Below are 22,559 nucleotides of genomic sequence, written 5' to 3'. Positions count from 1 at the left end.
TGATAACGAATCAAATAAGCTCACCGGCGAATAGATCCGCACATGCCGCCGCCCGCCGGGGCGGAAGCCGGGTTTATTCGTAATTTTGCCCGCAATGCAAGAACGTTGGACCAAAGAAGCGAAAGCCTTTATTTTCAGTTACCATTTCAGCAACGGACTGCGCACAACGCTGAGCGTGGTTGTCCCCTCCCTTATTTTCGGCCTCAGCGGCCATTTGTCTACCGGTATCGCCATCTCGATGGGCGCCCTCTGCACCGCGCTCGCCGATGTGCCGGGGACCATCATCCATAAACGCAATGGACTGATTATCAGCACCATTCTTATTTTCCTGACGGCCCTGGGCACGGGGCTTCTCCTGCCCTACACGCCGGCGCTCGTGGTCTGGGTGGGGCTTTGCAGCTTCTTTTACAGTATGCTGCTCATCTACGGCAACCGCGGCGGGAACATCGGCGTGGGGGGCCTCCTGGTCATGGTATCCGTCATGGCCGAGCACCTGACCTGGCAAATGGCGATCGAAGTATCGCTGCTGACGCTCTCCGGCTCCATCTGGTACGCCCTGCTGGCGCTTTTGCTCTGGCAGATCAGGCCGTACCTGACCGTGCAGCAAACATTGGGCGAATGTATCCAGCAAACCGCCCGGTACCTCCGCCTACGGGCAGACTTCTATCGCCCCGAAAAAGACATTACCACTACCTATAAAGACGTGCTCGCCCAGCAGGTGATCGTCAACGAAAAGATGGAAGCCGTGCGCGAACTGCTCCTGAAAATGCGCTCCGCACAGCAGGGTACCACCTCCATCTCCAAATCCATGGTGCTGATATTCCTCGATCTGGTAGACATGCACGAGCAATTCATGGCCTCCCAGATCGACTATACCTCCCTCCAAAAGAAATTCGCCGGCACCCAGGTCATCGAGCAACTGCACCACACCATCGTCCAGTTCGCCGATGAGCTCGACCATATCGGCATCGCCGTTTCGGCCGGGCTACGGTCCTTACCGCACGTCAACCTCAAACTGGAACTGGAAAAATCGCGGCGCGCGTTCAAGGCCTATCAAGCCTCCCTGCCCACCCTGCGCGAACGGGCAGACCTCATTCCGTTCGACGGGGTTTTCGACAACCTGGAGCATATCGCGCAGCGCCTGTACAACCTGCACCGCCTCACCCGGCTGGAAAGGGCCAAGGAAGCCTCGTTCGATCATCAACTCGAGCTTTCCGCCTTCACCACGCGGCAGCGGTACGACGTGGAGACCTTCCGCAACAACCTCACCTTCAATTCCCACATCTTCCGCCACGCCCTGCGCACGGCCCTGGCCATGGTCACGGGTTTCCTGCTGGGGCATGCGCTCGATCTGAGCAAGACCTACTGGATATTGCTGACGATCATGGTGATCATGAAACCCGGTTTCAGCCTCACCAAAACCCGGAGCTTCCAACGGATCATCGGCACCATCATCGGCGCGGTCTGCGCGGCGGGCATTCTATGGCTCACGAAAAACGACGTCGTCATCTTTTCCGTCATGCTCGTCTGCATTCTGGGCGCTTACAGCTTCCAGACGTACCATTACGTGACGAGCGTGATCTTCATGACGCCGTTCATCGTTTTCCTTCTCCATTTCCTCCACCCGGCCGATTTCGAGAACGTGACCCAGCGCGTACTGGACACCCTCATCGGCGGCGGCATCGCCTTCCTCTTCAACTACATATTCTGGCCGAGCTGGGAATACCGGTTCCTCCCCGATTACATGATCAAAACCATGGAAGCCAACCGGGCATACCTCCAGGAAGTGACGAACCTCTACACCGGGAAGCCTTTCAGCCTCATCGCGTACAAACTGGCGCGAAAAGACGTGCACGTGACCACCGCCAACCTCACTTCCGCCTTCCAGCGGATGCTGTCGGAGCCCAAAAGCAAACAGAAACACGGTTCGCAGCTTTACCATTTCGTGGTACTGAGCCATTCCCTTTCCAGCCACATCGCCCAATTATCCGGCTACGCCCTGCAACACCGGCTGCAATACCAGCATCCGGAGTATAAAGACATCATGCTGTTCCTCAACACGCTCATGGACCAGGTGGCGCAATACGTGAACTCCGGCACCTGGGGCGAAGACCCCGCCGCTCCGGCCGCCTTCCATTCCCTGGAAGAACGCCTCACGCACCTCATCTCCGTTCGGCAGGAACAGATCAACCAGGGCCAGGGGCAAACCACGGAGCGCGAAGAAATGCTGGAGATCAAGCACGTGCGCGATCAGCTCCAGGCGCTCTATTCCGTCCTGAAAGACATGAAAAAGGCCGCGATTCACGCGGCCCAGATCAACGATTAATATTTTACGGCTACAACTCCGTCACGATAATGAACTGATCAGTAACGGGAATGCAGAATTGCAGGATGTGATCGAAGAACGCCGGCCCGCATTCAGCGTAATACGGTAGCAGGTTTTCTTTCCGCTCCTGCAGCGAGTTGCCGGGGAACAGGCGGTCTTTCACCGTCTGGATCTGCTCCGTCTGCCAGGCGAATTTCTTCTTTTCGGCGCGCAGGAACTTGTGCTCAATTTTCCCGATGGATTTTATCGCCCGGGAGCGTTCGGCGTTCACACTGGCCGCCAGCGTTACATCGATCTGTTTCGCTTTTTCTTCCAGATCGTTGAACAGCTTTTCCACGGCCGTATATTCATCCCGCAGCACGAGCGCCGCGTTGGTGCGATCATGCACGAATTTACTGATGATAAGCCCCGTGTCTTCGAACAGCTCGTCGGGCGTGAGGCCCAGCTTGTGCAGGCGCGCATGTTCCTCCCGGCGCACCCACAAAAACGAATTACGGAGGAGGATGACGGGATACGGCACTTTATGATATTGGAACAAATCCTTCAACTCGAGCCAGTACGCCACTTCGCCGCCGCCACCGATGAAAGCGATGTTGGGAAGGATGGTTTCCTGGAGGATGCCGCGCAGAATGACATTCGGACTGAACCGCTCCGGATGGGTTTCCAGCTCGTTCAGCAATTCGTCGCGCGTAAAGGACAACTGTGTGTGTAGAACTTTCCACAATTCCCCATCTTTCACAATGCGCTCGCGTTTGTCATCGATGAGATAGAAAAGATTTATTTCGCGCGGAGTGGCTTGTACCTTGAAATGGGCTGACAGTTTGTCGATCGTTTTGGAGACGATTTGTTCGGAACGCTGGTTCAGCAGCTCGTCTTTCATGACAGGGATCAGCTGGCGTTTGAAGTTGGGATGATCCGGGATGAGCACCACCAGTCCGTAGCACCCGAACAGTTCATTGACAAGGCTCAGGGTAGCCTGCTGAATGTTGGGTTGTTCGAGATAGGCGTTCCGCAGGATGTCCAGCAGTTGAGGCCCGTGCGGCAGGAAGCCGATACTGTCACCAATTTGTTTGAGCATGGGTTCCAGGTTCTCCGTGCGCATGCGCCCAACGGCCCCGGTCTGGTCCGTTTCCCAGGTGAGTTTGCGCCCTTCCAGCCAGATGGAGCCCAGCTCGTCGAGATCGGCATCCTCGCTGCCCATGTAATAAACAGGTACGAAGTGCTTGCCAGGATGCTGGCGGGTAAGATCTTGTGCCAGTTTGACGGTTTGCAGGATTTTATAGGCGAAATAGAGGAATCCGGTGAAGATATTGGGCTGATGGGCGGTACAGACCGTGAAAGTGTTGGTTGCCTGCAACAGGCCGATATTGGCGCGTACTTCTTCCCTGATCCCGAGATGCGCATATTGCTGATAGAGGGTTTCTGTCAGTATGTCCCGCCGGAGGGCCTGCCCTTCCTTGATCTTGATTGCCATGGCAAAGTCGGGCCCCGTAGGGCTGTAAGCGTAAAAATCCCGCAGCGGGGGCTGTCCGGACAGGAAGTTGGCAATGAGTGGACTGAAGTAACGGGTATCTGCAATCGGTACCGTATGGAAAGATATGCCCGGGTTTATATGTTGGATCACTGAATCTGAATTTGAAGAACGAATTTACGTCAATTACACATTACGAATCTACGTATTTCCTTCCTGCCATTTCTGCCACTTATCACAAATGCCCCGAACGTTAACTATTGCCATACAACAATCTGGCGCCAGATTTGTAAAATCTACGTTGACCCGGACAGGAATTCTACACTTAGCTTAAAAAAACATCTTATCTTATGAGAATTGCATATATAGCCTCGTATTATCCCCGTGAGTGCGGAATAGCGACTTTTACAGAGCATTTGATCAAGGCCATGCAAGGCCAGCAGGAAGCGCCCGAAGTGAGCGTGATCGCCATGAATGACGAAGGACAGGTATATGAATATCCGCCCGAGGTCGCGTTCACCGTGCGGCAGCAGCATATGGCGGATTACCTGGATGCGGCAGACTGGGTGAACGGGAACGGGATAGACCTGGTAGTGGTGCAACATGAATTCGGCATATTCGGCGGAGAAAGCGGGATCTTCCTCCTGCCCTTCCTTCACCGGTTGAAAGTTCCTTTCATCGCCACGTTCCATACCGTGCTGAAGGAGCCCTCGTTCCTCCAGAAAAGCATCGTCCGCGAAATATCGCGGCAGGCGGAACGGGTGGTGGTGATGAGCCGGCTGGCCATTTCCTTCCTGGAAGATATTTATGAAGTTCCCTCCGACAAAATTTCACTGATCCCCCATGGCGTCCCTGATTTCGGGAATTTATCGATCCGGGCAGACGTGGTGCCCGAAACGCTCCGCAACCGGAAGCTCATTTTCACGTTCGGGCTGCTGAGCCGTAACAAGGGCATCGAAACCGTCATCAACGCATTGCCGCAGGTGATCGAAAGGCATCCCGACGTGATGTACGTGGTGGCCGGGAAAACGCATCCGGCCGTGCTGCGCAATTGCGGGGAAGAATACCGCCAGAGCCTCCAGCAGCTGGTAGACAACCTGGGGCTGGGGGGCCATGTGCTTTTCCTTGATAAATTCCTTACGGAAAACGACCTGTTCGCCTGGCTCACGCGCAGCCAGATTTACGTGACGCCCTACCTGAGCGAAGCGCAGATCACCAGCGGGACGCTTACCTATGCAATGGGCGCCGGCGCTGCGGTGCTTTCCACGCCATACTGGTACGCGACGGAACTGCTGGCTAACGGCCGCGGGAAATTGTTCGGTTTCGCGCAGCATGAAACCCTCGGGCAACTGATCCTTTCGCTGCTCGACGAGCCCGCCAAACTGGAAGCCCTCCGCGAAAACGCCTACGAATACGGCCGCGAACTGCAATGGAGCCGGATGGGCGGCAGGTACCTTCAACTGGCCGTGAAAGTCCTGGGCGTACCGCGACCCACCGTATTGCCCGATCCGCTGCCCGACGCCTCCGCGCTTCCCGCCCTCAACCTCACCCACATCCGGCGGTTGACAGACGATACCGGCATCGTGCAGCACGCCAAGTACGGCATTCCCAACCTGAAAGAAGGATATTGCGTAGACGATAACGCCCGCGCGCTCATGATGACGCTCATGGCCCAGCAGTTCCGCAAAGGCAAGGAAGTGCCCGAACTGCTGCCGGTATACCTCAGCTTCATCCATTATATGCAGACGCCCGACGGGAATTTCCGGAATTTCCTCAGCTTCAGCCGGCAATACCTCGATGAAGTTGGCTCCGAAGATGCTTTCGGCCGCACCGTTTGGGCGCTGGGGTACCTCATCCGCTTCGCCCCCAACAATTCCTACCGCGAATTCGCTTATGAACTGTACCACCGCTCCATCCAGCACTTCGCGGCGCTGGAGCACCTGCGCGGACGGGCCAACAGCGTCATCGGCGTTTGCCATTATATTTTGCACCACCCGGCAGACGAAGGGATGATCCATATCCTCGAACAACTCATCCAGCCGATGATCGACGCCTGGGATCGCAATGCTACGGCAGACTGGCGCTGGTACGAGAAATCGATGACCTACGATAACGGCATCCTTCCCCTCGCCATGCTCCACGCCGCAGAAGCGACCGGCAACGAAAAGTGGCGCAATATCGCATTGGAAAGCTTATCCTTCCTGGAAAACCTCACCATGGCACATGGTTATTTTTCGCCCGTGGGTAACAACGGATGGCACTGCGAAGGCGGCGCCTGTCCGCTGTTCGACCAGCAGGCGATCGAAACCATGGCCATGGTCTTATTGTACCAGCAGGCATATGTAGCCACAAACGAAACGGACTATTTGCGAAAAATGTATACGTGCTTTCAATGGTTCCTCGGCGAAAACGTGCTCCGCATTCCGCTGTACGACCATGAAACACACGGGTGTTGCGACGGATTGTCGGCCGCAGGGCTGAACCGGAACCAGGGCGCTGAATCCACTTTGGCATATTTTATTTCACATATTGCCGTGTTACAAACTTGTGAGTCCATCCCAAAACCGGAAAAATCCGTACGTACTACCATCATTTCAACGAATGTTGTCAGTAAAATCAGTTAACAACCCATGAAAATCGCGATCCTTTCCCCAGTAGCGTGGCGTACTCCGCCCGTTAGTTACGGCCCCTGGGAACAAATCGCGTCCAACGTGACGGAAGGCTTGGTCCGCCGCGGTCTGGACGTAACACTGTTTGCCACCCAAAATTCTATTACGGGCGCAAAGCTCAAAGCTGTTTGTCCCCATGGTTATGAAGAAGACCATTCGCTGGACGCCAAGGTCCAGGAATGCATCCACATCAGCATGTTGATGGAAGAGGCGCGGAACTTCGACATCATCCACAATCACTTCGACTTCCATCCGCTCACGTTCAGCCGGCTTATCCGCACGCCGATCGTGACCACGATCCATGGATTTTCGTCGGAGCACATCGTTCCCGTATTCAAGCGGTACAACCGGAACACGCATTACGTTTCCATCAGCGAATCCGACCGCCATCCCGATCTGCGGTACGAAGCCACGGTGTACAACGGGATCGATCCCGCGCAGTTCGATTTTATCGGCACCCCGGGCGAGTATCTCCTGTTTTTCGGCAGGCTCCACCCGCACAAGGGCGCGCACGACGCCATCCGGATCGCCCAGCTCAGCGGCAAACGCCTTATCATCGCAGGGATCATCCAAAACGAACAGTACTTTAAGGAACAGGTAGCGCCCTTCATCGACGGCGACCAGATCCAGTACGTTGGTACCGCCGATCCGCAACAGCGCCGCCAACTCATGGGTGGCGCACTCGCGTTGCTGCATCCCATTTACTTCGAAGAGCCGTTCGGGCTCAGCGTTGCGGAAGCCATGATGTGCGGAACGCCCGTTATCGCCTACAACCGCGGGTCTATGCCCGAGCTCATCAAGGCCGGCGAAACGGGATTCATCGTGAGCAATGCCGCCGAGGCGGCCGAAGCGGTGAAAGACATTCCGTCGCTCGACCGCGGGCAATGCCGCGCATGGTCTGCATCGAAGTTCAGTGTAGACAGGATGGTGGATGATTACATCGAAGTGTACAGATCGGTGCTGGCGAAATCGCCGCCGAAAGGACCGATGACGCCATCGATCATGGGCAGGTACAATTAACCTTCCTTCACTCTTTCGAGCAAATCTTTCAGATGTACGGTCGCGAAGGTAGACGCGTAATCCGACAGGCCATACGGTATGAGCAGCTCTTCGTTATGAATGAGCGCGCCGCAGCTGTAGAGCACGTTGGGCACGTAGCCTTCGCGTTCGTCTTTATTGGGGATGATGAGCGGTTCGCGGAGCCGGCCGATCTCGATCTTGGGATCTTCCAGATCGAGCAGCGTTGCTCCCAGGCAATACGTGCGCATGGGGCCCACGCCGTGGGTGATGACGAGCCAGCCTTCCGGGGTTTCGATGGGTGAGCCGCAGTTCCCGATCTGGACGAACTCCCAGGGGTATTTGGGGGTTTGCAGGATCTCGGGGTTTTCCCAGATATTGATCTTGTCGGAATACATGATGTAATTGTTGATCCCGTCGATGCGCGACATCATCGCGTACCTCCCCTTAATTTTCCTTGGGAACAGCGCCAGGTTCTTGTTCTGCGCGCCTTCGCCGTAGAGCGGCATGATCTTGAAATGATAGAAATCGCGCGTGGCGAGCAGTTTCGGCTGAATGGTGACGCCGTCGAACGCCGTGTACGTGGCGTAATAGGTAACGCCGCTCGTATCACCGGTATATTTCACGAACCGCGCGTCTTCGATCCCCCGGCTTTCCGCGTCGGAATACGGGAAAATCACGCGGTCGGAAATATCGGTATCCAGCGAAAAATTGATTTCATAATAGCTGTCTGCCAGCCATAGCAGCCGTTCCAGGTTCCGTTTGATGAGATGGTCTATCTGGTAGCGCTGCTGCATTTCGCGGATCACTTTCTTCAGTCCTACATAATCGAACGTTTCGGGTAGGGAGCCGGCCACTTCGCGGAGCACGGAATCGGGCAGGCTAATGGAAACGGCATTCTGGAAGAATATATTTTTGTGGTAAATGGTGTTGCGGATAATATCCGGTTCGTCGACATAATTCCCCGCCGGGATGATGTTAACGTTGTTATCGCGGTCCACGATGGCTTGCCGGAAAACGATGGACGACACGTGCCCTTCGCCCACGGCGCGAAAGCTGAGGATCACCCGTTTTTCCCCTTCTTCGAGATTGCTCTGGTCGGGATCTTCGACGATGGAGGGATTGAAAAACGCGGCGGATTCGATGGAAAACTCGTTGGTAAAATAGGAACCGATGAGCAGTTTCCGTTTCATGCCGAGCTGTTCGAAATCCAGGCCCAGCGCCTGAACGAGGGGCTTCACCTTTTCCGCGTGCCGTTCAAATATCCGGGTGATGTTCCGGTGCCTGCGCGAGAATTCGCGGAGCAGCGGGATGATCGCCCCTTCCACATCCGTGTCGGTCATTTCCGTTACTTTCAGGATGATGCCCTTTGCCCGGGCGTCTCCGTTGAAAAAGAACCGGGCCACCACACGTTTGAGGTCCGGAGTGATCTTGGCCTTCTGCCTTTCGATGGGTATGCGCATATCCGTTTTTTTATTGCCTTTGCGCCCGTCGGTTCAACACTGGAAGCCGTCGGGCAGCACCGCTCCTTTCTTCACAACAACAATGCCATCCTTCACCGTATGCTTCTCGAAATCACCATCTTCGAGATGCTTCCCGCCGTTGATCCGCACATCGTTGCCGATACAGGCGTTCTTGTCGATAATGGCATTGTTGATATAGCAACGGTCGCCGATGCCCATGGGCGGACGGCCTTCCTGTTTCGCCCTGTTGATCTCGTCCAGCGTCTGGTAACTGTCGTTCCCCATGAGGTACGCATTGCTGATGGTAGTTCCCTTCCCGATGCGCGTCCGGATGCCGACCACGCAACGTTCCAGGCGACTGGCATTAATAATGCAGCCGTCGGCGATCATGGTTTTTTCCAGCGTGGTCCCCGAAATTTTCGCCGGCGGCAGCATGCGCGCGCGGGAGAAGATGGTCCGGGTATCGTCGAACAGGTTGAACTGCGGAATATCGTCCGTAAGGCCGAGGTTGGCTTCGAAAAACGACGAGATGTTCCCGATGTCGGTCCAATAGCCTTCATACTGATAGCTCAGCACTTTATGCTCGCCGATGGAGTTGGGGATGATTTCCTTCCCGAAATCCGTAGCGTCCGGCTGGTTGTGCAGCAGTTCGTACAGCAGGCCTTTATTAAAAATGTAGATGCCCATGGAGGCGAGGTAATTGCGGCCTTCGCGTTCCATGTCCGGACCGGTGTCGGAGGTCCAGTCTGGCAGGAGCTCTTTTTTCGGCTTTTCGATGAACGACGAGATGAAGTTTTCGGGATCGGTTTTGAGGATGCCGAATTCCGTGGCTTCGCGGGCGTGAACGGGAATGGTGGCGATGGAGATATCGGCGCCTTTCTCGATGTGGTTGCGGATCATCTCCCGGAAATCCATCTGGTAAAGCTGGTCGCCGGAAAGGATGAGGATGTATTTGTAATCGAAGTTCTCCAGGTGCCGGATGGTTTGCCGGACGGCGTCTGCCGTACCCTGGAACCAGGTAGGGTTGTCGGGCGTTTGCTCGGCGGCAAGAATGTCCACGAAAGCTTTGCTGAAGCTGCTGAAGTGGTACGTGTTCTTGATATGCTTGTTCAGCGAGGCCGAGTTGAATTGCGTGAGCACGAAAATGCGGTGCAGATCGGCATTCAGGCAGTTCGAGATGGGAATATCCACGAGCCGGTATTTTCCGGCTACGGGCACAGCGGGTTTGGAGCGGCTGCGGGTCAGGGGATAGAGACGCGTTCCGGCGCCTCCGCCAAGGATGATCGAGATCACTTCGTTAGACATAACGTACGGTATTATTTATGATAGGCTGGTATAAAGGTCCATGTACTGACGGGCGGCTTTGTTCCACGAATGGTCTTGCTGCATACCCGTTTTCCTGATTTTATTGAATGCGGTTTTGGTGCTGTACAGTTCCAGCGCGCGGCCGATGGCGTGGTTCAGGTCGCCCGCCGTTGGCTGGAAAAACCTCACGCCGGTGCCGCCCTCGTCCCCGAAATCCGTCACGGTATCGCGAAGGCCGCCGGTGGTGCGGACGATCGGGATGGTCCCGTATCGCATGGCGTACATCTGGTTCAGCCCGCAGGGTTCCACCCGCGAAGGCATCAGCAGGAAATCCGCGCCGGCATACAACCGGCGGCTAAGCGCCTCGTTATAACCGATGTACACCCCAAAGTGTTCACCGTTTAGCAGGCGCGCCTGCTGCATGAGCCATTCGATGTGCGCATCTCCGCTGCCGAGGATCAGGCAGTTGAACGCCCCGGGGTGCTCGTACAGCGCGCGGCTCACGGCATCGGGGATGTAATCGGCCCCTTTGTCGCCCACGAGCCGGCCGATGAACACGAACAGCGGCAGACTGCTTTTGAATCCATATTCCTCACAGATACTTTCCTTATTGGCTTTCTTCCCTTTCGTTACATCTTTTATGCCGAAGTTCACCGGGACCATCGGGTCGGACTTCGGGTCCCACACGTCATCGTCTATCCCGTTCAGGATGCCCCTGGCCTTGAACCTTTCGGCGTTCAGCAGGCCTTCCAGCCCGTTGGCGGCGTGGTAGAGCTCCTCCATGTAGCTGGGAGACACGGTATTGATGCGCCAGGCGCATTTGATGGCCGAGGCCAGCGGGTTGATGGCGCCGTTCCAGTCGAGCATACCGCTTTTCCAGAGGTCGAACGACGGAATGAGGTACAGTTTGTCCCACCCGAACTGCCCCTGGTATTGGGCGTTGTGGATGGTGAGCACGGTGGGGATGTGCGCCAATCCGGCGTATTTCCGTCCGTATTTGAGCAGGAACGGGATGAGGCCGGTGTGGTGGTCGTGACAATGGACCACATCGGGCTGGTGTTGCCATTCGCTGAGCCAGTCGAGCACGGCCACCTGGAAAGCGAGGAACCGTTCGGTGTCGTTGGAATAACCGTAGACGTTGGGGGTGTCCAGCAATCCGGGGATATCGACCTGGTAGAAATCGAACCCCAGGGCGTTGTTGCTTTCTTTCCAGACATTGAAATGGTACCAATCGTGCCCGAGCCAGAGCCCTCCCTGGTGCACGAGCTCGAAACTGTGTTTCCCGCTTTCGCGGAAGGGATTCCTGTAGGCAGGGATCACCACTTTGGCGATCGCACCTTCCTGGACCTGGTATTTGGGGAGTGCGCCCACTACATCTGCCAGGCCGCCTACCTTGGCGGCCGGGTAACATTCCGCGCTAACGTGCAATATTTCCATACTTGATTATAATTTAATCCGGAAAGTCCAGATTACAAAGGATTCGTGCATAAAAATATGATCTTCAGCGCTGTGGAGGGTTCCAGGAAACGAAATCCGGGCGTTACATGCATTATTTGGACAACGGATGATGCTGAAGGGCACCCGGAATAGGTCAAATCGTCGAAACTGGCGACGTGGATAGCGGTAATTTGGACCTTCGTCCTGTTTTTCCCGTTGGCCCGAAGGAAGACTGGACCATGCAGGCGGGCGGCAGAACGGTGCTTGGCCCGATGCCCAGGGGCGCAGTGGCCCGGGGGGGCCTGTTCAACCATTTGTACCACCATCGTGGGGAAATGATCGTCTATTTGCGGGCTTCGGGGAATAAGGTACCAGGGCTGTACGGGCCTACTTACGAACAAAGTCAGCCGCAGAAAGCGGCAAAGCCGGGCGGGCTGAATTACTTACCTCCGAAAGTTAATATTTCAAGGGCGGTTGCTGCCGCTAGATCATTAAGTCCGATGCCTGGAGCGGTTTTCACCCAATGTTTCTTCACTCCTGGTGCAAGCAGATTGAGCGACGAATCATCATCTATTATTACATAATCATAGGACCCGAACTGTTCTGCCCATTTGGCAACATCGACGAGCCGGGAATCTACAAAAAGCGGATGCACCTTGAGTGGGCTTCCAGTTTCTTCGGAACCTTTTACCGCTCCGGTCGGGTCATGAAAGGTTGACGTTGGGTTGAAAACATCATCCAGCGTAAATACATCCTTCACAGCGCTTATCCTTCGACGCAATATTTCCGTCCACTGCAGGCTGGAATATCTTGTCCGGTGGGAAGTGGTTAAAATGATGGTCGCAGCGGTTTTCACCAATAACCATTGAAGTTGATCGCTTGCGACCGGGCTAAACCGATAAAACCCGTCGGCATCCAGATCCGGCGGCTTCCAACTGTTTGCCGGAACCATTACGCCATCTATATCAAGTAAAATATACTTCTTCATAACTTCGTTAACAAGAGCAATTTACATGAATTCCGCAGTCATAACCGACATCTTCGGGAATAACGGTTCTGTTTTTCAACATATTTCAAATTCCCGACCGGGTTTAATGGATTAGTCGAATTGCGCCGTTGCGGGGTTAATTCCATGATCCGCGCGTAATGCCAATTTCCTTGAAAAGCCTATTTTGCAGTTATGAAATTTGGCCAGATCGACGAGGCGCTCCTCAACGAGACCGACTTCAAACTACCTGCCGAGCCTGCTTTCAACCGGGGCGTACTACCCGGGAAACCTGCGGCAAAACCGGTCATCCGGCTGGGATGTACCACCTGGAACCGGAAAGACTGGGTAGGCGATATCTACCCCAAAGGCACGAAGGAGAAGGATTTCCTCACCGAATATGCCCGCTCTTACGCCAGCGTGGAGCTGAACGCGACGCATTACAAAATTTACGGTCCGGATGCGATCGCGGGTTGGGCGGAAAAGGTAAAGAACCCCGATTTCCGGTTCTGCCCCAAAGTGCCGCAATCCATCAGCCACTACAGCCATCTCGTGAACGCCCGGGAAGCTACCACGGCTTTCCTGGAAGGGGTTTCAGCTTTCGGGAACATGCTCGGGCCGATTTTCCTGCAGGTGGGCGAATCGTTCGCCCCCAATCGCAGGGATTCCCTGTTTTCCTATTTGGCCTCCCTGCCGACCGATCTCCGGTTTTTCGCGGAGCTGCGGCATCCGGACTGGTTCGCCGATCCCCACAACAGCCAGGAGCTGTATTCCACCTTGCGCAAACTCAACACTGGCCTCATCATTACCGATACGGCCGGCCGGCGGGACGTGGTGCATATGCATTTGCCGGTTCCCCGGGCGATGGTGCGTTTTGTCGGCAATAGCCTCCACCCTACCGATTTCCAACGGGCCGACGACTGGATCAACCGCCTTCATTTCTGGCTGGAGAACGGGCTGGAAGAGGCGTATCTCTTTATTCACCAGCACAACGACGATGGGGTGAACGAGCTTGCGAACTATTTCGCCGAGCGGCTGGAAGGGTTCCCCGGGCTGGAGATCCGCAAGCCCAGGAGCTTTAAGGAGAATACCCTGTTTTGATCCACGGGGAAACCCCCACCCACAGGGGGTTTCCATAAAAAGTCAGTCACCCTGCCCCGCCCCCCTCTTTTAATGCTCCGGGCAATGTATTAATTTCGCCTTCATGATCAAGCGAGACGAGCTATTACAGCTGGGCCAGGAGCTGAAAGGCGAACTGTATACCGACGACACCATGCGGACACTCTATGCCACCGACGCATCCGCTTACCGGGAAATGCCATTGGCCGTGGCCATCCCCCAGGACGAATCCGATCTCAAAACACTGATCCGCTTCGCGCGGCAACATAAAACCTCGCTCATTCCCCGGACCGCCGGCACTTCCCTTGCAGGACAGGTAGTCGGCAACGGAATCATCACCGACGTTTCCCGGCACTTCACCAAAATCCTCGAAATCAACACCGACGAGAAATGGGTACGCGTGCAGCCCGGCGTTATCCGCGACGAGCTGAACATGTTCCTCAAACCGTACGGGTTTTACTTCGGTCCGGAAACCTCCACCGCCAACCGTGCCATGATCGGCGGGATGGTCGGCAACAACTCCTGCGGCTCCAACTCCGTTGTATACGGCAGCACCCGCGAGCATCTCCTCGAAGTGAAAGCCATCCTGAGCGATGGCAGCGACGCTACTTTCGGCACGCTTTCGCCCGACGCGTTCCACGCCCGCTGCGAAGCGAACGACGGCCGGCTGGAAACCGCTGTATACAAGCAGATCCGTAACATTCTCGGAAATGCGGCCAACCAGTCCGAGATCCGTAAGGAATTCCCCAAGCCGGAAATCCTCCGCCGAAATACCGGTTATGCCATCGACCTGCTCCTCGAAACGGCCCCCTTCACCGCCGGAAAGGAAGACTTCAACTTCTGCAAGCTCATCGCCGGATCGGAAGGCACCCTCGCCTTCCTCACCGAGATCAAACTCAATATCGAACCGCTTCCGCCCAAGGAAACCGGTTTGCTGTGCGTGCACTTCAATTCCATCGACGAATCCCTCCGCGCCAATATCATCGCCATGCGCTACAAACCCAGCGCCAGCGAGCTGATCGATCATTATATCCTGGAATGCACCAAGGATAATATCGAGCAAAGCAAAAACCGTTTCTTCGTACAGGGAGACCCCGGCGCCATCCTCGTCGTGGAATTCTGCCGGAACACCCGCGAAGAAATCGTCGCCATCGCCGGCCAGGTAAAAGCCGAAATGCAATCCGCCGGCCTGGGATACCACTTTCCGCTCCTCTTCGGCGACGACACCAAGAAAATCTGGACCCTCCGTAAAGCAGGCCTCGGCCTACTCGGCAATTTGCCGGGCGACGAAAAAGCCGTGCCCGTGATCGAAGACACCGCCGTGGCTGTGGAAGACCTCCCGGCATTCATCGCGGAGTTTAACGTCATCCTGCAGAAATATAACCTCTATGCCGTTCACTATGCCCACGCAGGCAGCGGCGAGATCCACCTCCGGCCCATCATCAATCTCAAAACGAAAGAAGGCAACCAGCTCTTCCGCACCATCGCCGAAGAAATCGCCACGCTCGTGAAAAAATTCAACGGCTCCCTCAGCGGCGAACATGGCGACGGCCGCCTCCGCGGAGAATTCATCGCGCAGATGATCGGGCCGCGCAACTACGAGCTCCTCCGACAGGTGAAATACACCTGGGACCCGGAAAACATCTTCAATCCGCACAAAATCGTGGACACGCCGTCCATGAACAGCATGCTGCGGTACGAGCCCGGAAAGAAAGCCCCCGATATCAAAACCGTTTTCCATTTCCCGGAGCAGACCATCCTCCAACATGCGGAACAGTGCAACGGATCGGGCGACTGCCGCAAAACGCACCTCAGCGGCGGGACCATGTGCCCCAGCTACATGGCCACCCGCAACGAAAAGGATACCACCCGCGCCAGGGCCAACATCCTGCGCGAATTCCTTACCAACAGCACCAAGGAAAATAAATTCGACCACGAAGAGATTTACGACGTGCTCGACCTCTGCCTCGCCTGCAAGGGCTGCAAGGGCGAATGCCCTTCCAATGTAGACGTAGCGAAGCTGAAGATGGAATTCCTACAGCATTATTACGATGCCAATGGCGTTCCCCTCCGCACCCGGATGATCGGCAACTTCACGCGGCTCACCGGCCTGGCCGCCATCGCGCCCGGGGTATACAACTTCCTCGTGAAGAACAAAACCACCTCGAAGCTCATCAAAAAGTTCAGCGGCTTCGCGCCGGACCGCTCCATGCCCACCCTCCAAAGCACCACGCTCCGGAAATGGCTCCGCCGCAACCCGGCACCCGCCAAAGGCGGGAAGAAAGTGTACCTCTTCTGCGACGAATTCACCAACTACAACGATACCCACATCGGTATCAAAACCGTGCAACTCCTGCGTAAACTCGGGTACGACGTAACGCCCGTGGACCATCCGGAAAGCGCGCGGGCCCTGCTTTCCAAAGGATTCCTGCGGCAAGCCAAAGTGTTCGCCGAGAAAAACGTAGCCCTTTTCGCAGACATCGTGACGGCAGATGCTCCCCTCATCGGCATCGAACCAAGCGCCATCCTCACGTTCCGCGACGAATACCCCGATCTGGTGGGCGACGCGCTGCGCGACAAAGCCAAAGCCCTCGCCAAAAACGTGTTCCTGGTAGACGAGTTCCTCGCCATGGAAGCCGATAAAGGCGCCATCCACAGCGGGATGTTCCGCGCCGGCAAGCAACACATCAAACTGCATGGCCATTGCCAGCAAAAGGCCCTCTCGTCGGTGCTGCACAGCAAAAAAATCCTCAGTCTGCCCAAAGGCTACACGGTAGACGTCATCCCCTCCGGATGCTGCGGCATGGCAGGATCTTTCGGTTATGAAAAGGAACACTTCGAAGTGTCCATGAACATCGGCGAACTGGTACTTTTCCCGGCCGTGCGCAAAGCCGGGAACGAAGCCCTTATCGCCGCACCGGGCACCAGCTGCCGCCACCAGATAAAGGACGGCACCGGCGCACACGCCATGCACCCCGTCGAGATTTTGTACGACGCGTTGATGTAAATAAACGAACAGAATGGATATTGTCCCCCGGCCCGGTTTTGTGGCCGGGGGATTTTTTGTCGAGATTTTCCCGGGCTACTTTTTCTTTCTCAGACTTCCCCGTATTGCCGGATCGGCCAAATATTTCTGAAGCGATGCGAACTGATTGATGGCAGCCTCTCCCAGAGGCTCATACCGTTCCTTCTTACCAATTCCCTGCCTGATCCAGACCGAATTTAGATTTTCAAGATTGGAAAGTACGATCAGCCGATGCGTATCGGCGCAATCCCTCATAGTTTTCCGTACGGACGCTTCTTCCGGATGCTGTTCCCGCCATTGTGGCCGACTATGCCGATAACATTATCATCTACTTTAATTTCTCTTTTCTTAACCATTACTTCAGGGGAACAGCAGGTTGCCCAGCCATTCCCCTGTCCATTTACTTTGGGGTCCGTTATTTTTTGACGAAAAATTCTCCACCCGTAGGCCCGTCGTATCCTACCATCCATTTCCCCGCCAGGCTGTCTGGCCGCTCCAGGCGCGCTTTAAAAGAGAAAATATTATCTGTCCCGATATCATATTTATACCGGGCATACAAATCCTTTCCATTGCGCACATACGTTCCCCGCGCCGTCATCGTCTGCGATCCTTCATCATGAACGATCAACGTCCCATTTTGAAAAAATTCCATCCTGAAATGGCCGAAATAGCCGGAAAATGTAGTATCGCCTTCATCGTTGCCGTAGGAATATCCATATCGGCCCGTCCAGGTACCCTGCATATCCTGGTTGGTGGGTTGCGGTTGCGGCTGGCGGGATTTTTTACATGCAAAAAAAGCCATGGCGATGCATAGCATGGTTACGTTACGAAGCATATTCATTGGGGTTTGGAAGTCAAAATTAGGCCCATTTCATAGGGAAAACAACCACATAAATATGTGAGGGGCACGAACAAATGAAGGCGGCTTCCTGTTAAAATGGAGAATATGAATCCATCAGCCCGACTCATCACTACCGTCCTATGCCTGCTATCCGGCCCTGCCGCGGTTCTCGCCCAATCGGGCGAACTGAAGCTGGAAGACTGTTTCCGCATCGCCCGGCATAAAAACCTGGCCGTGGAGCAGGCGCGCCGCTCGCTGAATGCCAGGCAATATCAACTGGAAGCCGAACAGGCCACCTATTTCCCGAAAGTAGACCTGCTGGCAGGGTACAATTATCTCAGCAAACCACTGGAAATCAATCTTCAACAGGTAAAAAGCGGGATCGTGGAAGGCTCCTCCCGCCAAAGCGTCAACACTGCCAATACGATCTTCAAAGAGATCACCGGCAACGATCTGCCGCAGCAGGTGCAGGACGTCATCTTCAAATCGTCCGAAAATATCATCAACGCCGTTTACCCCGACTACAACCCCGCACTGGCCAAACAAAGCTATTTCGTGGCTGCGCTCGCGTTGCGCCAGCCCATCTACCTCGGCGGCAAGCTCGCCACCGCCCGCAACATCGCAAAAGCGCAGTACGACGCCGGGATCGTGAACCTGGAACTGGTGGAAAAACAGATGGACTTCGCGCTGGCCGCAGCTTACCTCAAAATTCTCTGGATCAACGGCATGATGGCTTCCCAGGAACGCATCGTAGCCGCCATGGAACGCAACGAACGGTTCGCCATTTCGCTGGTAAAAAACGAGATCATCCCGCCATACCAGCGCAACTGGGCCACCGTGGCACTGACCTACGCCCGCAGCCGTATGCACAACCTGGAACTGGAAAAGATCAACGGCATGGTGGAACTGAAACGTTTGATGCAGCTGCCGCAGGATACGGTCCTTATCCTCACCGACACCCTCCGCTACCAACGCCTCCCCGACCCCGCGCCGCCACCCGGCTTCTGGCGCGGCAACCCGGCGTGGAAAGCCGTAGACACCAAGACCTCCCTCGCCGAAACCACCGTCAAAGCCAGCAAATCGCTGCAACTCCCCAATATTTTCGGCATCGCCAGCCTGAACCTCTATCAGCGCGACCTCCCCGTAACCACGCCGCCATGGCTCGTGGGCGTGGAAATGCAGTGGAACCTCTTCAGCGGGTTCTCCCGCGAGAAACGCGTGAAAGCCACCCGGCAACTCGTGGAAGAAGCCAAAATCGCGTCGGAGAACACGCAAGCCCTGCTGGAAGCCGCCGCTACAGTGGTCCGCAATAAAGTCACCGTGCTGGAGCGCGACCTCCAAAGCCTCCTCCAGGCCCGCGACCAGGCGCAGCTCACCACCACACAGGTACAGGAGCGCCTGGCCGAACAGCTTTCCTCCGTCAAAGACGTGAACGAAGCCCTGCTGGTGGAAGAAGAGCTCGGGAAAGCCTATTACACCGCACTTTTCGGCTACATGCTCGCAGCCGCCGAATATTATAACATTCTTGGAACGCCTCAACAAATCTCCGCTTTGATACAATGAAAAAATTCATCACACAATACTGGGCCCTCCTCATACCCGTGATCATCCTCCTGATCGCCGTACTGTTCCTCGTCCGGCAGTCGCCCGCGGCCGACAATCAACTCCTCGGCATGGTAGACGCGAAGTATGTTGACGTTGCCGCGGAATTCCCCGGCCGGCTGGATTCGCTTTTCGTGGAACAGGGGGATACGGTGCGGGAAGGCCAGCTCCTCGGCGTGCTGCGCACCACCGAGATCACGGCCATCCGTAAACAGGCCGAAGCGGCCATAGAAGCGGCGCAATCGCAGGTGAAGCTCCTGGAAAAGGGCGCCCGGCCGGAGCTCATCAAAAACGCCGGTAATTTGTACAAGATCGCGCAGGACCAGTACGACCTGGCCCGCAAAACTTACGAGCGCATGGAACGGCTTTACAATGACAGCGTGGTGTCAGGCACCGAGCGCGACGTGATCCATTTCCGGTTCCAGGCCGCCAAGAAAGAAATGGAGATCGCCCGGCTGAACCAGCAGATGCTGGAGAAAGGAACGCAACCGGAGATCATCCAAACCGCCACCGCCATCCTCAAACAGGCGGAACAGGGATATGAACTGACGAAAGCACTGACCGACAATACCCGCATCCATGCACCGGCCGACGGCATCATTTCCAACCTGGTCATCCACCAGGGCGAGATCGTGAGCATCGGCTACCCCATGATGACGCTCCAGAAAAACATGTCGTATTTCATCCGGTTCAACATCCGGCAAGACAAGGCTGCGGCGTACCCGCACGGCGCCAAAGCCCGGGTAAAAGTGCCCGGCTGCGACCCGGAAACGTTCGACGTGCAGGTATCTGCCGTGGCGCCATCCCTCGAGTTCGCCAATTGGGTGCCTACCAAAGAGAAAGGGGCGTTCGAACTGCGGACCTTCACCATCGAGATGAAACCCGTTACCGTCAACACCATACAGGGCCTGCGGCCGGGTATGACAGCCTCGCTCCTCCAGCCATGATCCGCGCCACCGCACAGATAGCGCTCCGGGAATGGAAACGCATCCTCACACGGAAAGACCATTACATCGTACTCCTCGTTTTACCTGCGTTCCTGTTCTTCTTTTACGCCTTCATCTTCGACAAGCAACAGGCGGAAGACCTTCCTGTGGCTATTTGGGACGACGACCGGTCGGCCGTTTCCCGCCAGATCACTTTTCTGCTCGAACAAACGGCCAGCATCCATATCACCGCTTCCGTTTCCAGCGAAAACGAGTTGCGGCAGCTCATGCAGGAAAAGAAGATCATCGGCGCGGTGCATTTCCCGAAGAACATGGAGAAAGACATCAAGAGCCGTCATCCTGTAAAAGTGGCCGTGTATACGAACGCATCGGCGCTCATCCCCAGCAAGCTGGTGTACAAGGATGCCGCCGGGGTCATTATTACGGTGGGGGCGGGCGTCAACCTGCAGAAATTCATGAAAACCGGGATGACGGAAGGGAAGGCGATGGCGCTCATCATGCCCGTCAAACTGCAACTTTTCACCTTATACAATCCCACCTACAACTACCAGCATTACCTCGTTCCCGGGCTGGTGACCGTGGCCATGATGATGATGATCATCATGGTGACCGTGCTCATTTTCAACAAGGAATGGGAAGAAGGGACGGAACAGGAACTGGCGGAATTAGGGAAAGGGAATGCCGGTGTGGTTTTCACGGGAAAGGCGCTTGCGCATCTCACTGCTTCGTGGATCAATTTCGCGCTGGTGTTCGGGATTGTTTTTCCCATCTTTTCCATGTATCATGCCGGTACGTGGTGGAGCCTTTTCGTGATGTTCAACCTCATGTCGCTGGCCTGTATCGGGATCGGTGCGATGGTTTCCGTCATCATGTTGGATGTGATGCTGGCGCTGGATTTCGGGATATTCTACACCTCTCCGGCCTTTGTGTTCAGCGGGTTCACCTTTCCGAGATGGGGCATGCCGTGGTACGATCAGTATTATGCCGCCATCATGCCTTACACCCCTTTCCTGGACGCATTCTTCAAACTATATTTCATGGAACTGCCGCTGCGGTACGCCGGTCCGGAAGCGTTACGGCTCCTGCTGTTCATAGGGTCCACATTCTTCATCGCCGTATTCTTTCTCCAGAAACGGCTGGATAAAACGCAAACGCATGCTGCTCCGGTTACTGCTTCGTGAAGTGAAAAGAATTGCGGCAGACCATAGCCTTGTGCTGACGCTGCTGCTCGCACCGCTGGTGTACGTATTTTTCTACGGCAGTATTTACCAGTACAAAGCCGAAGAAGAAGTACCCATCGCCGTGGTGGACGATGACCGTACGGGCCTTTCGCAGACGCTCATCACGCAGATCGACAATTCCCAGATGGTAAACGTAGCCCTCCGCACCACGCTCGAAGGTGCGAAGGAAAGCATGTACCAGGGCCATACACAGGGTTTCCTGTATATCGAAAAAGGAATGGAACAAAAGGTGCTGTCGCTCCGGCAGGCGGATATGGTCCTGGCCGTGAACGCCGCGCGCTTCCTCCCTTCCAGCGAAGTGGCGGGCGCCATTACCCAGATCGGGCTCACGGCGGGCGCGGGCGTGCGGTTGCAGTATTTGCAGAAAAAGGGCATGAACACGGAGATGAGCATGCAGGAAGTGATGCCGGTCAACGTCGATTACAGGCCCATGTTCAACAGCCGCTCGGATTACGGCACATTTCTGCTGCCGGGTTTGATCGCCATGATATTGCAGCAAACCCTGCTCATCGGCCTGGCAGGCGGTTCCGCAGCAGAAAGGCAGCGCGGTTCCATCTCCGAATGGATGCAGATGGCCGGCGGCAATGCTTCCATGGCGTTGTGGGGAAAAGGGCTGTTTTATTTCCTGCTGTTCTGCGCCTATGCCTATTTCTTCCTCACGGTCAACTTCCGCGTGCTGGAGCTGGAAATCCTGGGCAGCGGATGGGAGCTGGCCGTCATCACGGTGATCTTCCTGCTGTCGCTCATCCCCATGGGCATCTTCACGGGCCTGCTGTTCAAATCGCAATTGCTGGCCACGCAGCTCATGGTGTTTTCTACCTATCCCATCTTCCTCATTACCGGGTATAGCTGGCCGCTGTCGGAAATGCCGCCGTTCGTCAAAGCCGTTTCGTACCTGTTGCCCATTACGCCGTTCTTGGGATTGTACCAGGGCGTTGTGCAGCAAGGCGCACATATTACCGACAGGCTGCCCGATCTGTACCACCTTCTTGGGCTGTGGTGCTTCTATGCCGCCATCTGCCTCTGGAAGATGCGCTCCCTTTATAAACCCAACGCCGTAGCCCAGGCGGGCTAAGGCCGGCATACCCGTTACCTTCCTGCCGGGCAATAT

Annotated in this window: 15 protein-coding genes and 1 pseudogene; 10 read left to right on the top strand and 6 right to left on the bottom strand. The window is 55.6% G+C overall.

From position 1 onward, the window contains the following. Positions 1-94: 94 nt before the first annotated feature. Positions 95-2,326 carry an FUSC family protein gene (locus EJ361_RS14735; protein ID WP_126246390.1) on the top strand — a complete coding sequence of 744 codons (2,232 nt, stop codon included), beginning with the start codon at positions 95-97 and terminating at the stop codon, positions 2,324-2,326. A gap of 10 nt (positions 2,327-2,336) precedes the next feature. On the opposite strand, the gene bshC is transcribed toward EJ361_RS14735, so the two are convergent. After that, on the bottom strand, positions 2,337-3,950 hold the full coding sequence (gene bshC, locus EJ361_RS14730; RefSeq protein WP_164714245.1) for a bacillithiol biosynthesis cysteine-adding enzyme BshC: 1,614 nt from the start codon (positions 3,948-3,950) through the stop codon (positions 2,337-2,339). A gap of 197 nt (positions 3,951-4,147) precedes the next feature. Between bshC and EJ361_RS14725 the strand changes: the two genes are divergently transcribed. Both EJ361_RS14725 and EJ361_RS14720 read left to right on the top strand, forming a co-directional pair. After that, positions 4,148-6,421, top strand: coding sequence for a glycosyltransferase family 4 protein (locus EJ361_RS14725; RefSeq protein ID WP_126246388.1), 2,274 nt, complete (start codon positions 4,148-4,150; stop codon positions 6,419-6,421). Between the two features lie 6 nt (positions 6,422-6,427). Then, positions 6,428-7,486, top strand: a complete 1,059-nt coding sequence (locus EJ361_RS14720; RefSeq protein ID WP_126246387.1) for a glycosyltransferase family 4 protein — start codon at positions 6,428-6,430, stop codon at positions 7,484-7,486. Here the strand turns inward: EJ361_RS14720 and EJ361_RS14715 are convergent. The 3 genes from EJ361_RS14715 to EJ361_RS14705 are packed head-to-tail and all read right to left on the bottom strand — an operon-like array spanning position 7,483 to position 11,688. Further along, positions 7,483-8,946, bottom strand: coding sequence for a glycoside hydrolase family 130 protein (locus EJ361_RS14715; RefSeq protein WP_126246386.1), 1,464 nt, complete (start codon positions 8,944-8,946; stop codon positions 7,483-7,485). The genes EJ361_RS14720 and EJ361_RS14715 overlap by 4 nt on opposite strands. A gap of 33 nt (positions 8,947-8,979) precedes the next feature. After that, positions 8,980-10,251: a glucose-1-phosphate adenylyltransferase gene (locus EJ361_RS14710; RefSeq protein ID WP_126246385.1), complete on the bottom strand. Its 1,272-nt coding sequence runs from the start codon at positions 10,249-10,251 to the stop codon at positions 8,980-8,982. A 15-nt stretch (positions 10,252-10,266) separates the two neighbouring features. Further along, complete coding sequence (locus tag EJ361_RS14705; protein WP_126246384.1) at positions 10,267-11,688, bottom strand: glycogen synthase; 1,422 nt, start codon at positions 11,686-11,688, stop codon at positions 10,267-10,269. Between the two features lie 239 nt (positions 11,689-11,927). Here EJ361_RS14705 and EJ361_RS26160 point away from each other — a divergent pair. Beyond that, positions 11,928-12,089: pseudogene (locus EJ361_RS26160) on the top strand (DinB family protein); the annotation flags it as partial. A 38-nt stretch (positions 12,090-12,127) separates the two neighbouring features. Here EJ361_RS26160 and EJ361_RS25640 read toward each other — a convergent pair. Further along, positions 12,128-12,676, bottom strand: coding sequence for an HAD domain-containing protein (locus tag EJ361_RS25640; protein ID WP_164714244.1), 549 nt, complete (start codon positions 12,674-12,676; stop codon positions 12,128-12,130). Positions 12,677-12,868: 192 nt separating this feature from the next. Between EJ361_RS25640 and EJ361_RS14695 the strand changes: the two genes are divergently transcribed. Beyond that, complete coding sequence (locus EJ361_RS14695; RefSeq protein ID WP_126246383.1) at positions 12,869-13,774, top strand: DUF72 domain-containing protein; 906 nt, start codon at positions 12,869-12,871, stop codon at positions 13,772-13,774. Positions 13,775-13,877: 103 nt separating this feature from the next. Beyond that, positions 13,878-16,799, top strand: coding sequence for an FAD-binding and (Fe-S)-binding domain-containing protein (locus tag EJ361_RS14690; protein WP_126246382.1), 2,922 nt, complete (start codon positions 13,878-13,880; stop codon positions 16,797-16,799). Positions 16,800-17,232: 433 nt separating this feature from the next. Here the strand turns inward: EJ361_RS14690 and EJ361_RS14685 are convergent, their stop codons facing one another. After that, positions 17,233-17,652: a hypothetical protein gene (locus EJ361_RS14685; protein ID WP_126246381.1), complete on the bottom strand. Its 420-nt coding sequence runs from the start codon at positions 17,650-17,652 to the stop codon at positions 17,233-17,235. 111 nt (positions 17,653-17,763) lie between these two features. On the opposite strand from EJ361_RS14685, the gene EJ361_RS14680 reads away from it, so the two are divergent. Genes EJ361_RS14680 through EJ361_RS14665 form a run of 4 tightly spaced genes read left to right on the top strand, consistent with a single transcriptional unit; the run spans position 17,764 to position 22,523 of the window. After that, positions 17,764-19,221, top strand: coding sequence for a TolC family protein (locus EJ361_RS14680; RefSeq protein WP_126246380.1), 1,458 nt, complete (start codon positions 17,764-17,766; stop codon positions 19,219-19,221). Beyond that, entirely contained in the window at positions 19,218-20,207 is a 990-nt protein-coding gene (locus EJ361_RS14675; RefSeq protein ID WP_126246379.1) for an HlyD family secretion protein, read from the top strand. The genes EJ361_RS14680 and EJ361_RS14675 overlap by 4 nt, the downstream gene beginning before the upstream one ends. Further along, on the top strand, positions 20,204-21,388 hold the full coding sequence (locus EJ361_RS14670; protein WP_126246378.1) for an ABC transporter permease: 1,185 nt from the start codon (positions 20,204-20,206) through the stop codon (positions 21,386-21,388). Before EJ361_RS14675 ends, EJ361_RS14670 begins: the two co-directional genes overlap by 4 nt. Next, a complete protein-coding gene (locus EJ361_RS14665) occupies positions 21,363-22,523 on the top strand; it encodes an ABC transporter permease (RefSeq protein ID WP_126246377.1) in 1,161 nt (386 codons plus the stop codon). The genes EJ361_RS14670 and EJ361_RS14665 overlap by 26 nt, the downstream gene beginning before the upstream one ends. The last annotated feature ends 36 nt before the right edge of the window (positions 22,524-22,559 follow it).

Source organism: Chitinophaga rhizosphaerae, assembly GCF_003958645.1.
Classification (GTDB): Bacteria; Bacteroidota; Bacteroidia; order Chitinophagales; family Chitinophagaceae; genus Chitinophaga; species Chitinophaga rhizosphaerae.
Note: the sequence above shows the minus strand (reverse complement) of the source record. Positions and strands in the feature narration are given on the sequence as shown.